This window comes from Amycolatopsis sp. CFH S0740 (assembly GCF_004522315.1).
Classification (GTDB): domain Bacteria; phylum Actinomycetota; class Actinomycetes; order Mycobacteriales; family Pseudonocardiaceae; genus Amycolatopsis; species Amycolatopsis nivea.
In genome coordinates this window covers 161,715-176,416 of record NZ_SDLS01000014.1, presented here as the reverse complement: position 1 = coordinate 176,416, position 14,702 = coordinate 161,715, and the positions used below count along the sequence as shown (strand labels likewise).

The 14,702-nt window shown below is 70.5% G+C and carries 14 protein-coding genes; 5 read left to right on the top strand and 9 right to left on the bottom strand.

Translation table 11 applies throughout. From position 1 onward, the window contains the following. Positions 1-40 precede the first annotated feature (40 nt). From EIZ45_RS24040 to EIZ45_RS24025, 4 genes are all read right to left on the bottom strand, one after another. Positions 41-937 carry a DMT family transporter gene (locus EIZ45_RS24040; RefSeq protein ID WP_134665870.1) on the bottom strand — a complete coding sequence of 299 codons (897 nt, stop codon included), beginning with the start codon at positions 935-937 and terminating at the stop codon, positions 41-43. 203 nt (positions 938-1,140) lie between these two features. Then, positions 1,141-1,641 (bottom strand): GNAT family N-acetyltransferase, encoded by a 501-nt coding sequence (locus EIZ45_RS24035; RefSeq protein WP_134665868.1) that lies wholly within the window; start codon positions 1,639-1,641, stop codon positions 1,141-1,143. 52 nt (positions 1,642-1,693) lie between these two features. Then, entirely contained in the window at positions 1,694-3,373 is a 1,680-nt protein-coding gene (locus tag EIZ45_RS24030) for a DUF885 domain-containing protein (protein ID WP_205670083.1), read from the bottom strand. 42 nt (positions 3,374-3,415) lie between these two features. Beyond that, positions 3,416-4,300, bottom strand: coding sequence for a methylenetetrahydrofolate reductase (locus EIZ45_RS24025; protein ID WP_037809712.1), 885 nt, complete (start codon positions 4,298-4,300; stop codon positions 3,416-3,418). A gap of 102 nt (positions 4,301-4,402) precedes the next feature. Between EIZ45_RS24025 and merB the strand changes: the two genes are divergently transcribed. The 4 genes from merB to EIZ45_RS24005 all read left to right on the top strand — a co-directional run bounded on the left by merB (position 4,403) and on the right by EIZ45_RS24005 (position 8,608). Continuing rightward, positions 4,403-5,047, top strand: coding sequence for an organomercurial lyase (gene merB / locus EIZ45_RS24020; RefSeq protein WP_037809711.1), 645 nt, complete (start codon positions 4,403-4,405; stop codon positions 5,045-5,047). Positions 5,048-5,118: 71 nt separating this feature from the next. After that, complete coding sequence (locus EIZ45_RS24015) at positions 5,119-6,210, top strand: polyprenyl synthetase family protein (RefSeq protein ID WP_134665863.1); 1,092 nt, start codon at positions 5,119-5,121, stop codon at positions 6,208-6,210. Further along, entirely contained in the window at positions 6,210-7,685 is a 1,476-nt protein-coding gene (gene crtI / locus EIZ45_RS24010) for a phytoene desaturase family protein (protein WP_134665861.1), read from the top strand. The genes EIZ45_RS24015 and crtI overlap by 1 nt, the downstream gene beginning before the upstream one ends. Further along, a complete protein-coding gene (locus tag EIZ45_RS24005; protein WP_043828984.1) occupies positions 7,682-8,608 on the top strand; it encodes a phytoene/squalene synthase family protein in 927 nt (308 codons plus the stop codon). The genes crtI and EIZ45_RS24005 overlap by 4 nt, the downstream gene beginning before the upstream one ends. Here the strand turns inward: EIZ45_RS24005 and EIZ45_RS24000 are convergent. Then, entirely contained in the window at positions 8,580-9,008 is a 429-nt protein-coding gene (locus tag EIZ45_RS24000; RefSeq protein ID WP_043828981.1) for a pyridoxamine 5'-phosphate oxidase family protein, read from the bottom strand. The two genes, EIZ45_RS24005 and EIZ45_RS24000, sit on opposite strands and share 29 nt — an antisense overlap. Positions 9,009-9,013: 5 nt before the next feature. After that, positions 9,014-9,562, bottom strand: coding sequence for a CGNR zinc finger domain-containing protein (locus EIZ45_RS23995; protein ID WP_043828978.1), 549 nt, complete (start codon positions 9,560-9,562; stop codon positions 9,014-9,016). A gap of 19 nt (positions 9,563-9,581) precedes the next feature. Here EIZ45_RS23995 and EIZ45_RS23990 point away from each other — a divergent pair, with 19 nt between their 5' ends. Continuing rightward, positions 9,582-10,736 carry an MFS transporter gene (locus EIZ45_RS23990; RefSeq protein ID WP_043828976.1) on the top strand — a complete coding sequence of 385 codons (1,155 nt, stop codon included), beginning with the start codon at positions 9,582-9,584 and terminating at the stop codon, positions 10,734-10,736. Here EIZ45_RS23990 and EIZ45_RS23985 read toward each other — a convergent pair. From EIZ45_RS23985 to EIZ45_RS23975, 3 genes are all read right to left on the bottom strand, one after another. Continuing rightward, a complete protein-coding gene (locus EIZ45_RS23985; protein WP_043828974.1) occupies positions 10,714-11,829 on the bottom strand; it encodes a S8 family serine peptidase in 1,116 nt (371 codons plus the stop codon). The genes EIZ45_RS23990 and EIZ45_RS23985 overlap by 23 nt on opposite strands. After that, positions 11,826-13,994, bottom strand: a complete 2,169-nt coding sequence (locus EIZ45_RS23980; RefSeq protein ID WP_134665859.1) for a hypothetical protein — start codon at positions 13,992-13,994, stop codon at positions 11,826-11,828. The genes EIZ45_RS23985 and EIZ45_RS23980 overlap by 4 nt, the downstream gene beginning before the upstream one ends. A 258-nt stretch (positions 13,995-14,252) precedes the next feature. After that, a complete protein-coding gene (locus EIZ45_RS23975; RefSeq protein WP_037809697.1) occupies positions 14,253-14,621 on the bottom strand; it encodes an Rv2175c family DNA-binding protein in 369 nt (122 codons plus the stop codon). Positions 14,622-14,702: the final 81 nt, after the last annotated feature.

The following is a 14,702-nucleotide window of genomic DNA, read 5'->3' as shown; positions in this document are numbered from 1 at the left end:
AGTCCGTGAAAGTTGCGCAACCAGCAGCGCGCGGGCGTCGTCATCGGGGCTCCGGCCGCCAGTAGCCGACCGCGAGCGCCGCGACGAGCAGCACCGCACCGCCCCACGCGAACGCACTCAGCCGTTCGTGCAGGAAAATGACCGAAAGCACGGTCCCGGTAAGCGGTTCCAGCAGCGCGGACAGCGCGCCCAGCACTGGGTGGGCACCGCCGAGGCCGCGGAAGTACGCGGCATACGCGACAGCTGTCGGGACAACGCCGAAGTACCCGGCCAGCAGCAGCACGTCGGCGTGGGCGGGCAGGCTCATGCCGAACCACAGCGCGGCGGGGGTCAGCAGCAAACCGCCGGTCAGGCAGCCAAATGCCGTGGTAGCCAACGGTTCCAGGCCGGCGACGGGCTCCGCTGTGACGAGCGTCAGCACGGCGAAACCGGTCGCCGCGAGCAGCGCGAAGGCTAGGCCGCCGACCAATCGTGCGGGTGACGTCGCGGTCTCCGGCGACCACCGCAACAGCACCAGCCCCGCGACGGAACCGCCGACGGACACCAGCGTCCACAACCGCGGCGCGCGGCGGTGCTGTACCGCGGAGACCACCGTGAGCACAACGGGTGCGGCACCGATCGTGGTCATGGTCGCGACGCTGACCGAACTGAGCGCGACGGCAGCGAAGTAGCTGGTTTGGAAAAGTGCGAAGAGGGCGCCGACAAGGAGGAGACGACGCCAGGTTTCCTTGGCGGGAAGGCGAAGTCCGCCGGTGAGAGCGACGAAGGCGGCGCTCGCGGCGCCGCCGATGAGCAGGCGGTAGGCGGCGACGGCAAGCGGGTGCAGGCCGGCTTGCTGGCCGAGAAGCGACCCGGACAGGCCGCCGGTTCCCCAGAGCACGCCGGCGACGACTAGGGCGGCCGACGAGCGGGCGCGCGAAGGTACGGCAATAGACATTCGGAAGTGGGCTCCTGCGTCGAAGGAATCGGAAATCGACGACGCGGGGCAGCGTGTGCCGGCCGGTTCAGGACATCATCCGGTGGCCGCGGGCCCGGTTCGGGCGCACGCGGCGAAAACTGCCCCGCTCAGGAGGCTGGTGGTGGGATGACGACGAGGAGCCACTGCACGGGCGGGAGCTTAACCAGAGGCCGGGGAGCCGATCAACGGGTTTGTGGCGTGCGACGCCAGCGGATCTCGCCGTCCTGCCGCTCGTCGGTGGCCGTGAGCCCGACGGCGGCGGCGACCGCGGCGGAGGCCCGGTTCTCCGGGTGGATGTGGGCGACGATCGCGTCCACCGGCTGCCGGTCGAGCCACGCGACAAGCCCGCGCGCGGCTTCGGTGGCGATGCCCCGGCCCTGCCACGGAGTGCCGACCACCCAGGCGATTTCGGCGACCGAGCCGCTGACCGTCGCCTGGACAGTGCCCGCCAGGCCGGAATCGCGCGGCCGGATCACCCAGTTCAGCCAGGACACCGCCGGATCGGGCGAGCCCGCGGTCATCCGCTGGTAGCGCGAGCGGAGGGCGGCCAAGGAATCCGGAGCGCCGCCGATGTAGGTGTGCAGGGCCGGATCCGACAGCACGACGGCCATCTCCTCGGCGTGCGAGACGGACAGCGGCAGCAGGTCCAGCCGGGCCGTTTCGATGAGCTGAGCGGTAACCATGCGGGAAAGACACCCGGGCCGGTGCGGGAAACACCGGCCCGGGAAAGCAGTCTCAGTCCAGCTGCGCCAGCTGCTCGCGCAGGGTGTCCAGTCCCATGCCGCCCATCTGCAGGGCCTTGGTGTGGAACTGCTTGATGTCGAACGCCGAACCCTGCCGCGCCCGGGCGTCGTCGCGCGCGGCGAGCCACAGGCGTTCGCCGAGCTTGTACGAGGGGGCCTGGCCCGGCCAGCCGAGGTAGCGGTCGATCTCGTCGCGGATGTGCGCCTGGTCGGTGATCGTGCGGGTGAGCATGAACTCCAGGCCCAGGTCCGGCGTCCAGCGCGAGCCCTCGTGGAATCCGGTGCCCGCCGGGATTTCCAGCTCCAGGTGCATGCCGAGGTCGACCACGACGCGGGCGGCGCGGAACAGCTGCTCGGACAGCATGCCGAGCAGGTTGCCGTCGTCGGAGAGGTAGCCCAGTTCCTCCATGAGGCGTTCCGCGTACAGCGCCCAGCCCTCGCCGTGCGCCGAGATGAACGTCATCAGCCGCTGGTACTTCGTGAGCGTCTCGGCCTGGTTGACCGCCGTCGCGATCTGCAGGTGGTGCCCGGGGACGCCCTCGTGGTAGACCGTCGACACCTCGCGCCAGGTCGTGAAGTCGTTGCGGTCGGCGGGAAGCGACCACCACATCCGGCCGGGACGGCTGAAGTCCTCGCTCGGCCCGGTGTAGTACGCGCCGACGCCGCCGCCGGGCGGGGCGATCTTGCACTCCAGCGCCATCAGCCGGTCCGGGATGTCGAAGTGCTTGCCGCGCAACGACTTCAGCGCGTCGTCGGACAGCTGCTGCATCCACGCCTCGAACTGCGGGCGGCCCTGGATGCGGTAGCGCGCGTCGGCGTCGAGCACCGCCGCGGCTTCCGCGGGCGTCGAGCCGGGCTTGATGCGGTTCGCGACCGCGCGCATTTCCGTTTCCAGCCGCGAGAATTCGTGCCAGCCCCACTCGTAGGCCTCGCGCAGGTCCAGCTCCGCGCCGATGAAGTAGCGCGACCACAGCCGGTAGGTGTCCTCGCCGACGGCGTCCTTGACCGGGGCCTTCGGGGCCAGTTCGGCGCGCAGGAATCCGGCGAACTCCGCGAACGCCTCGTCCGCGGCCCGCGCGCCCGCGGCCAGGTCGGACTTCAGGGAATCGACGCCCGCGTCGGCGACCATGCTGGCGAAGAAACCGGGGCCGTCCTTGAGCCCGGCCCACGTCTCGCACTGCTCGGCGACCTTCGAGACCTGCCGCAGCGCGGAAACCCGCCCCTTGTCGGCCGAGGCCAGCAGCGCCGCGCGGACCCCGGCCAGCGCCTCGGGCACCTTCGGCAGCCGGGCCGCGACGTTCGCCCAGTCGTCCGGGGTGTCGGTCGGCATCAGGTCGAAGACCATCCGCAGGCCCTGCACCGGGCTCTCGATCACGTTGAGCGAGGCCGCGTCGAGACCCGCGTCGTGGATCTCCAGCTCGAGGCCGATCCGCTCGGTGAACACGGCCTTCGCGACCCGCTCCCCCGCGTCCGCCGGTTCCGCGGCGTTCACCGCGGCCAGCGCGCGCCGCGCCAGGTCCGCGCGGGCGTCGTGGCCCGCGGGCGAATAGTCGGTCAGCTGGTCGTCGTAGCCCGCGACGCCGAGCATGGTGGCCGCGACCGGGTCCACGGCCACGTAATCGTCGACGTACCGGTCGCAGATCTCCGGAACGCTCTGTTCGGTGGAAGCCATGTCCGGCACGCTACCGGCCGGAGGCGCCCCCAGCCCACGGAGTTACGCGCGGGCGGGCACCAGTCCGAGCCGGGTGACGACCTCGCGCGTCGCCTTGGACCGGTTGAAGGTGTAGAAGTGCAGGTCGGGCACGCCTTCGGCGATCAGTTTCTCGCACAGTTCGGTGACCCAGTCCAGACCGGCCGCGCGGAACGCCTTGGGGTCGTCGGAGAACGGTTCGAGCCGGTCCAGCAGGCGCTGCGACGCGGGAGCGCCGGAGAGCTTGATCGTGGTGTGCAGCGTGCGCAGGGTGGTCAGCGGCATGATGCCCGGCAGCACGAGCGCGTCGCAGCCCGCGGCGGCGACCCGGTCGCGCAGTCGCAGGAAGTCCTCTGCCTCGAAAAACAGCTGCGCGATCGCGAAATCGGCTCCCGCGCGGAACTTGCGGACCAGATGCTTCGTGTCCGATTCCAGGTCCGCCGAACGCGGGTGGCCGTACGGGAAGGCCGAGACGCCGACGCAGAAGTCGCCGAGCGAGCGGACCAGCTCGACCAGTTCCTCGGCGTAGGTGAGGCCCTCGGGGTGCGGCACCCAGTCGCCGTAGACGTCGCCGGGCGGGTCGCCGCGCAGCGCGAGGATGTTGCGCACGCCGACCGCCGCGTACCAGCCGATCACGTTCCGCAGTTCGGACACCGAATGGTCGACCGCCGTGAGGTGGGCCATCGGGCAGAGCGTGGTTTCGGTGGCGACGCGGGCGATGCTGCGGATGGTGCCGTCACGGCTCGAACCGCCCGCGCCGTAGGTGATCGACATGTACGCCGGGTCCAGCGGTTCCAGCTCGCGGATGGCCTTCCACAGGACGGCCTCGTCGGCCTCGTCGCGGGGCGGGAAGAACTCGACGGAGAACGCGGGCCCGTCCCCCCGCAGCCTTTCGATCACCGACGTCATGGAGGGAAATGGTAGTGGCTCGCTTCGGCCCGCGGCAGAGTTGACGGGTGGGCTTGGCCACGGCGCGTACCGTCAGGGGCGAACCCTGCGGGGAGGCGAGCCATGAGCAGTGAAGACGACCTGGCCTGGGACGACGACGTGCGCGTGGCGGTCTACCGCGCGTTCTCCACCCGCGGCCGCCCGCCCACCGCGCCCGAGCTGGCGGACGCCGCGCACGGGTCGCTCGCGGTGGCGAAACAGGCCCTGCACCGGATGGCCGACCCGAGATGGCTGTGGCTCGACGAATGCGAGCACGTGGCGCTGGCCGCGCCGTTCGCGGCGGTCCCGCTCGGGTTCGCGGTGATGGGCGAGCACACCATGTGGTGGGGCGGGTGCGCCTGGGATTCGTTCGCGATCCCGCACCTCGTGTCCGGCGAGCCCGAGGTGCTGGTGGCGACGCGCTGTCCCGGCTGCGGCGAGCCGTCCGCGCTGGTCGTGCGGCGGGACCGGCCGCCGGGCGGCGCGCAGGTCGCGTACTTCCCGGCCCCGCCCGACCAGCTCGCGGGCGACCGGGCGAAGCAGCGGCTGTACTGCGCCGAATCCTGTGTGGACAGTCCGGGCGAGCTGCTCGGGCTCGACGCGCTGTGGCACCTCGCGAAGGACTGGTACGAGGGCTGCCTCGAACCCGGCTACCGGCCGCGCGGACCGGCCGAGGCGGCGGAGTACTTCGCGGCGAGCGGCCGTCCTGACGCGTTCCGGAGCGGCTGACCGCGTCTGGTGCGCCACATCCGGGGGCGCCCGGCGTGACCCCGGCCGCCCTCGTCCCGGAGGATGAGGGCATGGACGCGCCCGGATTCGACGCCGACCTCCCCGCGCACGTGGAGCGTGCGCTGGCCGATTTCCTCGGCCGGGCGGGGAGCGAGATCCTGCGCACCGAGCCGAGCGTCGCGGCCGGGATCGAGGCGCTGTCCGGTTTCGTGCTGGGCGGCGGCAAGCGGATCCGGCCGACGTTCGCCTGGTGGGGCTGGCGCGGCGCGGGCGGCGCGGCGTCCGGTCCGCTCGCCGAGGGCACGCTGCAGGCGGTCGCGAGCCTGGAGCTGATCCAGGCGTGCGCGCTGATCCACGACGACCTCATCGACTCCTCCGACTCGCGCCGCGGCAAGCCCACCGTGCACGTGGCCGCCGAGAAACTGCACGCCGACCGCGGCTGGCTCGGCACTCCGTCGGTGTTCGGGCTGGCCAGCGCGGTGCTGGTGGGAGACCTGGCGCTGGCCTGGGCCGACGACATGTTCGCCGACGCCCCGCTGCCCGCGGAGACGATCGCGGCGGCCCGCCCGGCCTGGCGCGCGATGCGCACCGAGGTGCTCGCCGGGCAGTACCTCGACGTCCGCACACAGGCGGTCGGCGACGCTTCGCCCGAGGCCGCGCTGCGGATCGACCGGCTCAAGACCGCCGCGTACACCGTCCAGCGGCCGCTGCACCTCGGCGCCTCGCTCGCCGGGGCGGACGACCGGCTGATTTCCACGCTGCTGGAGTTCGGCGGCGACGTCGGCGTGGCGTTCCAGCTGCGCGACGACCTGCTCGGCGTGTTCGGCGACCCGTCGGTCACCGGCAAGCCCGCCGGGGACGACCTGCGCGAGGGCAAGCGCACCCTGCTCGTGGCGCTCGGTCTGCAGCTCGCCGCGGAGAAGGGCGACCACGCCGCGGCCAAGGCGATCGCCGGCGCGATCGGGGCCGCCGACCTGACCAGCGGCACCGTGGACCAGGTGCGCGAGGCGCTGACCTCGGTCGGCGCGGTCGCCGCGGTGGAGCGTCAGATCGACGAGCTGACCGCGTCCGCGAACGCCGCGCTCGACCGCGCGCACCTGGCCGAGCCCGCTCCGTCGGCGCTCGCCGAGCTGATCCGTCTGGCTACCCAGCGGAAGTTCTGATGCGCACGGTGAACGGGCCCGCCGACCACGTCGTGGTCGTCGGCGCCGGGCTGGCCGGGCTCTCGGCGACGCTGCACCTGCTCGGCGCGGGACGGCGGGTGACGCTGCTGGAGCAGCAGAAGATGCCCGGCGGACGGGCCGGTCAGCAGGACTTCGGCGCGAACGCGGTCGACACCGGGGCCAGCGTGCTCACCATGCCGGAACTGGTGGACGAAGCACTGCACGCGGTCGGCGAATCGTTGGCCGACACGGTGCCGCTGACCAGGCTCGACCCGGCGTACCGGGCTCGGTTCGCGGACGGCAGCACGCTCGCCGTGCACACCGACGGCGAGGCGATGGAGGCCGAGATCCGGTCGTTCGCCGGTCCGGCCGAGGCGGACGGTTACCGGCGGCTGCGCCGGTGGCTCACTGACCTGTACGCGGCGCAGAAGGACCACTTCATCGGCGCGAACTTCGATTCGCCGCTCGATCTCGTCCGGCCGGAACTCGTGAAGCTCGCGGCGTTGGGCGGCTTCGGCCGGTTAGGACCGCGCGTCTCCAGCTTCTTGCGCGACGAGCGCGTACGGCGGCTCTTCTCCTTTCAGGCGCTGTACGCAGGTCTCGATCCGACGCGTGCGCTCGGCGCGTACGGCGTCATCGCATACATGGACACTGTCGGCGGCGTGTACTACCCGCGCGGCGGCATGGGCGCGATCGCCCGCGCGATGTCTGACGCTGCGACGCGCGCCGGTGCCGAACTGCGGTTCGGTACGGAAGCTGCGTGGCTTGAGCGAGTGTCGTCCCGCGTACGCGCTGTACGCACGCGCTCGGGCGAGCGTATTGAGTGTGACGCCGTAGTGCTCGCGACAGAGCTTTCGGCGGCGTACCGGCTGATTGGCGCGCGTCCGCGGCGGGTGCTGCCGTTGAAGTACTCGCCGTCCGCGTTCGTGCTGCACGGGCACGCGGACCGTTCGTGGCCGGAACTCGACCACCACACGATCTTCTTCGGCCAGGCGTGGGAACGGACCTTTGCCGAGATCGTCCGCGAGGGCAAGCTGATGAGCGATCCGTCGCTGCTGGTCACGCGTCCGACCGCGACGGAGCCGACGCTCGCCGGCGACGGCGGCGAAATCGTCTCCGTGCTCGCTCCGACCCCGAACCTGAACACCGGCCCGATCGACTGGGCGCGCGTCGGCCCGGCTTATCGCGAAGAACTGCTGCGTACGCTGGAAGCGCGCGGGCTCACCGGGTTCCGCGACGAGTACATTGTGGACGAACAGCTGACTCCGGCGGACTGGGCGGCGCGCGGGTTGGCCGCCGGGACGCCGTTCTCGCTCGCGCACACCTTCCGCCAGACTGGTCCGTTCCGGCCCGCGAACCTGGTGCGGGCGGCGGAAAACGTGGTGCTCGCCGGGTGCGGGACGACGCCGGGGGTCGGCATTCCGCCGGTGCTGATCTCCGGACGGCTCGCCGCGCAAAGGATCACCGGCCGGTGAGCGAGCTCGACGCGGCCGGTATCGCCGAGCCCGCGCTGCGTGCTGCCTACACGACGTGCCGGCGCATCAACGCCCACCACGGCCGCACGTTTTTCCTTGCCACCCGGCTGCTTCCGGCGCGAGCCCGGCCAGCCGCGCACGCGCTGTACGGCTTCGCGCGGATGGCCGACGAACTGGTCGACAACCCCGAGCCCGGCACCGATCCGGCGGTCGCGCTGGACAAGGTCGCCGGGCTGGTGGACGAGGTTTACGACGGGCGGGCGCCGGCCGATCCGGTGCTGGCCGCCCTTGCGGATACGGTGCGCCGGTACGACATCGGTCGTCCGCTCATCGATGCGTTCCTGCATTCCATGCGGATGGACCTGACGGTCGCGGAATACGCGACTTACGCCGATCTCGGGGAGTACATCTACGGTTCGGCTTGCGTGATCGGGCTGCAGATGCTGCCGGTGTTCGGGACTGTCGCGCCGCTGGAGGAAGCCGCGCCGAGTGCTGCGGCGTTGGGGGAAGCGTTTCAGCTGACCAATTTCCTGCGGGATGTCGGCGAGGACCTCGATCGCGGGCGGTTGTACCTGCCTACCGAGGAATTGGCGGCGTTCGGGGTGGACCGGGAGAGGCTGGTCGTCGCGCGTCGCCAAGGCCGAGCCGATCCACGGGTGCGGGCCGCGCTCGCGGTGGCGGTTTCCCGGACGCGGGCGGTTTATCGGCGGGCGGAGGCAGGGATTTCGTTGCTGCGGCCGGAGTCTCGGCCGTGCGTGCGGACGTCGATCACCTTGTACGAAGGCATTCTGGACGAGATCGAAGCCATGGACTACGCCGTGCTGAACCGACGCGCGGTGGTGGGCAAGGGGCGACGGGTCGCGGTCGCGGTGCCTGCGCTGGTGCAGCGTGCGCTCAGTGCCAGGCCGGGGCGCCTTCGCTGACTTGGGCCGGTTCGGTGCTGGCGTCGTAGGAGCGCAGCCAATCCGGGGTCAGGCGGATGAGGGCGAATGAATCGTCGAGGGCGCGGGAGCCAGGGAACTGTTCCAGGTACATCTCGCCGGCGTCGCGACGGGAAGCGCCGGATTCGATAACCGCCTCGCCTTCGACCTGGACAGAGACCGTGTCCGTGCAGCCGATGACCGCGGCGGTGCGCGGGTTGGCGCGGAGGTTGGCCACTTTTCGGGCGGTGCGGTGGGTGTTGAACAGCAGCGAGCCGTCCGGGGTGACGGCGAAGCTGACCAGGGCCGCTTCGGGGTGGCCGTTCGCGGCGGTGGTCGCGACGACGCCTAGCGGGTTGGCTCGGACGAAGGTCGTGAAGTCCGCCAGGGACAGGATCTCCATGAGCGTCAGGTTAGCCGGGCGCGGTGGGCGGCGACGCGTTCCCTTGTGGCGCAACGGGAAGAGCAGTACCGGCGTGGACTGCCACCGCCTAGGTGGGCGAAGGGTTTTCCGCACGACGGCGACGCGCACAGGCCGCCGGGGGCGCTTTGGCGGTCGGCTAGCAAGGTGGCCAAGGCCAGCGCGGAGGACGTGATCAGCCAGGCGCCCCACGGGCCGTCGTCGGATGCGTCGACATGGAGGTGCCAGCCGAAGTTGTCGTCGTGTGCGGTCAGGCGCGGGGGTCCGGCGTAGGCGGTGAACAGCGCGTTCAGCACCTCGGCGGCCGAAGCGGCGTCTGGTGCGGCGAACACCTCCCGCAGTTCCAGTGCGGCGGCGCGTAGCTCGGCCACTTCGCGCGCGGAAAGTTGCAGTTGCGGTTCTCCGTGCTCGACCAACACTGCGACCACCGATTCCGGCGCAGGATCCTCCGCCAGCAGCACATCGAGCAGCGCTACAGCACGACGGACCGCGTCCCGGGCGGAGCGGCCCGCGAAATCCGGCTGCGTTCCAGGCATGCCTCACTGTAACATCTTGATGGTGACAAGCCGTTACAGATTCGCGGCGTATCTCACCGGGGCCACTGCCGCGCGCACTGGGGACGAGCTGTCCGGCCCGGCGGTGTTGCTGCTGGGCGTGGGTGCTTCGGGAGCCGTCGCGGGATCGACGTTGCTGGCCGGGCTCACGATCGCGGCGGCGGTGGGCGGGCCGTTGCTGGGTGCAGTTCTGGACCGGTCGCGTACGCCGGGCCGGATCCTGGCGGTTGGATTGGTCGGGTATGCGGTGGGGCTGGCGGCGATTACGGCACTTTTCGGGGCGGTGCCGTTTGTGCTGGTGGTGGCGATTGCGGTGGTGACCGGGTTGCTGGCACCGGCGATCGGTGGCGGGTGGACGGCGCAGGTGCCCGCGCTCGTATCGACGGAGAAGCTCGGCAAGGCGAGCACGCTTGACGCGATGACGTTCACTGCGGCAGCGCTCGTCGGGCCGGGGCTGGCCGGAGTGCTCGCCGCGACTGCGGGGGCGCCGGTCGCAGTGGTCCTCGCGGGCGGGTTGATGCTGGTTGCGGTGCCGTTCGCGTGGCGGCTGCCCGGGAGTACCGCCAAGCAGCCGTCGCGATTCTTTGCCGCGGCCACGGTTCTCGTGCGCAATCCCGCGTTGCGGCAGTCGACCGCGACCTCGACGTTGTCGTGTGTCGGGATCGGGATGGCGTTCGTCTGCTATCCGCTGGTCGGCGCGCAGCGGCTCGGCAGCGCGGGATACGGGACGTTGCTGCTCGTCGGGTTGTCAGTCGCGTCGTTGCTGGCGAACGCGGTCCTTTCGCGACGGTCGTATTCTCCGGACCGTGCGGTGCAACTGAGCACCATCGCAATCGGGATCGGGCTCGCGGGGGCGGCGGTGGCGCCGAACGCAGTGCTGCTGGTGGCTGCGGTGGCGCTCACCGGGGTTGGCGAAGGACCGCAGCTGGCGTCGTTGTTCGCGGTGCGGCATCGGGAAGCGCCGCCGGAAATGCGGGCGCAGGTGTTCACCACCGCGGCGAGTATCAAGATCGCCGGAATTGCGCTAGGGAACGCGGTGGCCGGGCCGTTGGCTGCCTGCTCCCCCGCCGCCGGATTGGCCGCGGCGGCGGGGATGCAGGTGGTCGCGGCGGTCGCGCATCCGTTGTGGACGGTCAGAAAGCAGCTAGTCCGTTAGGAGTTCCGTTGCCGGTCGGTCCGTCGTATCCCGGGACGCCGGTGCACAGGTAGTCACCGCATTCCTCGAAGCCGACGTTGTTTCCGCTGACGACATCGTTGAGCTTCCCCGAATACAGCCGCGAAGCGTCCGGATACTGGTCGTGGTGCCCGGCCAGCGCGATGACTCCGGCGATGAACGGCGCCGACGCGCTGGTCCCGCCGACCACACTCCAGCCGGACAGGACTGTGGTCTCGTAAACGGCGGGCCCGGTGGCGGGATCGGCTACCGCGGCGACGTCGGCGACGGTCCGGCCGGGACAGTTCGGATCCTTCTGCCACGACGGTTTCGCCACCCAGGCCGAACATCCGCTCGACGCGCCGATCCACACCGATTCGGTCCAGCCGCGTGCGTTGTCCGCTTTGGACAGTGACGTGCCGCCGACCGCGACGACACTCGAGTACACCGCGGGCGCGTTGGGTGCGGCGAATCCGCCGTCACCGCTCGACGCGACGATCGCGACGCCGGGATGCTGATAGTGCGCAGCGAAATCGCCGGACCAGTGGCTTTCGGGCGCGCCGTAACTGTTCGACACGATCGTCGCGCCGAGTTTCACGGCGGTGTCCACGGAGGCGCCGAGTGCATCGAAGGACGCGTCGTCTCCTTCTACCAGCAGGATTTTGCACTGGGCGCAGGCGGCGGAAGCCATGTCCAGGTCCAGCGCGGTCTCCACCGGCCAGTCGCCTTGCCGCGGCGGGAGGGGCGTGGCATCGCCGTGCTGGTTGACTTTGCGGAAGCAGCCATTCGCGGTGGTACAGAGCGGGAGGCCGTAGGTTTGTCGATATACCGCCAGGTCTGCTTCGGCGGTCGGGGCGTCGCCAGCGTCGACGATGGCGATCGTTTCGGAAGCGCCGCCGGTGTCGGGCAGGCGGTATGCGGAACGCAGGTCAGCGGGGCTGTAGCCGGTGGCGCGCAAGGCAGTCCGACTGTCCACTTTGGCGTAACAGCGGGCGAATCCCGGCGCGGCGGGACCACAGATGTCTCGTGGGGCGGCGGACGCGACGGACGGGATGAACGCGCCGAGGAGAATCAGCACAGCCAGGATGCGTTTCATCGCTGGACCTTCCCGACGGTGTAGGCGTTGCTGATCGTTTGGGTGATCGCGTTGCCCGCCAGGTCCTGCGCGGTCACCTTCAGCGAGGGCGAAGTCCCGGCCGGTGGGTTCCGCCAGACCGCCACGTATTCGCCGAACAGTCCGAAGACCTGCGCGGGCTGCCAGGTGGCGCCGTTGTCGACGGATACCGAAACCGTCGCCGAGGTGATCGGCGAATGCGAACCGGCACCGCTGTACGCCGCGTGGCCGACGTGCAGTTCCAGCATCTGCACCGACGAGGACGACGTCGTGGAGAGATCGGAATCCAACCGGTAGTCGACGGTCAGCGCACCGAGGATCCGGCACGGCTGCGTCGGGTCGCTGGCCCGGCAGCGATGCGGGGACGGCAGCGCGGTGCCCGCTGCCGGGTCGTATCGCAGGGTCAGTTCGGTGCGCAGCTTTCCGGCTTGGCTGACGCCCGGAATAGCGGTCCGGTCGACGTCCAGTACGCCGCGGAAGGTCGCGGGCGTCTTCGGCACCTCGACCGACACGCCGTAGGTGCCGTCCTGGTCGAAGAGCTGCTGATCGTCGCGGTACAGGGAGAAATGCAGCCGCGGGGCGTAGAACAACGGAACCGCGGTGTGGTCCGGCACGCTGTCGCGCAATGCCGGAATCGCGACCGAAACGGTGCCGCCGGAGTAGCAGGCCTCGCAGAGCCGGTCCCGCTGCCACTGGCCGAGACCGGCGGAGAGCGGACCGCGGGACCAGTCGACGGTCGTGGTGCTGCCCGGCCGATAGGGGTGCGGATCGGCGGTCATCAGCTGGTACGACGAGCCTTTTTGCTCGTACTGCACCCATTCCCTCGTGTGCGTGGTGCCGAGGTAGTCGGTCAGCACCCCGGGAGCGGGGATGAAGAAGCCGCTCGCGCCGAGGCCGTGCCGCCGGATCACCGGGTCGACCGGACCGCTGTCGATCGCGACCGGCATCTTGTCCGCAGGATCGGCGTACATCCGGTCGCGGACCGTCGCGAGTTCACTGTCCTTTGTGGAGAACGACTGGTTCTCGGAGATGCCCTCGGTGGCGAAGGAAAGATCCACCCGATACCGGTCTTCGGGCTTGGGTGCTTTGCCGCCCCATTGCACGACGTAGTGCAGCAAGCCCTGATCCGGCTTCGGCACCGGCCGCACGTACTGCTTGGTCTTGCCGCCCGCGATGCCGACGGCGAATCCGCGGCCGGTCGGGTCCTCGCGGAAGAAGTTGGTGGTGAGCAGGTCCTGCGTCGTCGACTTCGGCGCGGCCACCTTGACCTCGGCGGTCGCGTACTTCTCCTCGACGGTCAGGACCTGCACGTCCGGCGAGTCGCCGACGACGAAGCCCTCGACCCACGAGGTCCGCGTCGCAGTCACGCTGCCGGAGCTGTCGAAGTCGGAGAAGGTCGCGGACGCGGCGTAATGGCCCTCGGGGACCGCGATCCGGGTGACGCCGTCGACGTCGACGTGCCGCAGCAGCTTGGCCGAGGAATCGGTGTTGATCAGCGACACCATTCCGTTGACCGAGCGGCCCTGCAGATCGGCGAGGCGGAGTTCGAGGATCTTCATCGGGTAGCGCGGCTGCTGTTCGCGAGGCGCACCGGCCAGCCGGATCGTCGCGGGCAGCGCGCTGCTGCCTGCCGGACGGCCGGCGGACGCGTCTTCGGCGAGACGTCGGTGCAGGTCAGCGGTGAATTCGGTGGCGGAAACGAGGGTGCCGGTCGCCGTGTTCCCGGCGGCCGAGGCGAGCGTGATGCCGGGCAGTGCCGCCGGGGCCGCGCCCGCCGGGAAAGTGATCTCCAGCGGGGTGTTCCCGGGCTGCATCCGCGCGAGCGCGGTGACGTCGAACAGCGATTTGTCCAGCTTTCCGAGAAACGGAACGGCGTCGCTCGGAATGACGTAACGGTCGCCGCCGTCGGCTTGATACGACTGAAAAGTGGTGCGCGGCGGCGACGAAAGGGCGTAATTCGTACCGCCGTTCGGTCCCGGGAAAACCGTGACCCGGTCCCCCGTCACCAGCGTCACTTCCCGCGCTTGCGGCGCCGCCGCGAAGGGCGCGGTCTCAGCGGCCGCAGGCGGTGCCGGCAAAGCGGAACCGCCCAGCACCAGCACTGCCGACGCGAGCGCGCAGCGTCTTCCGGAAACCCGTCCTCCCATGCCCGATGCTCCTCTCCAGCATGCGGCCGAGCAGGATTTTCAGGACGGTTTCCGACGATGGACCAGACCAATTGACCGCGTCAACGAAAAACGCGGGTTCTGTCCGGAAGGGCAATTGTTGTCAGCCCGACCGGAGCAATGCGGCGGCCGGCGCGATCCGCGCGGTGGACGTTCGTGAGGGGAACCCTGAGGGAATCAGATTCCCTCAGGGTGGCCCTCACGAACGGGAAGACGCGGTCGGAGCAATGCGGGACGGGGCTAGAACGCCATCGCCTGCGCGCGCCGCTTCACCTCGGTGCCGTGGCTGGTGCGCAGCGCGTTGATCGGCGTGCTGCCCGGGAGCGTGTCGTCGGCGGTGAAGAGCCAGCGCAGCATCTCGGTGCGGCTGAACCCGGAGTCGGCGAGCACGGTGATCGTGCCGCCCAGCCCCTTGACGATGCCGTCCTTCACGAAGAAATCGCCGGGCACGCAGAGTTCGCCCTTGCGCCGGACAGCGATCAGCTCGCCGTCCCGCAGCATCTGGCGCACCTTGTTGGCCGACACGCCCAATGCGGCCGCCACCTCCGGCAACGGCTTGACCGCGACCGCGGCGTCGAGGATGTCGTCGGCGACAGGAATCCCACTCACACGTGACACTGTGCCACATTCCCCCGTCCGGACCACTGCTACGCACGGGTGACCCGCCCCGGCACGCGCGGCCTTCCGTAC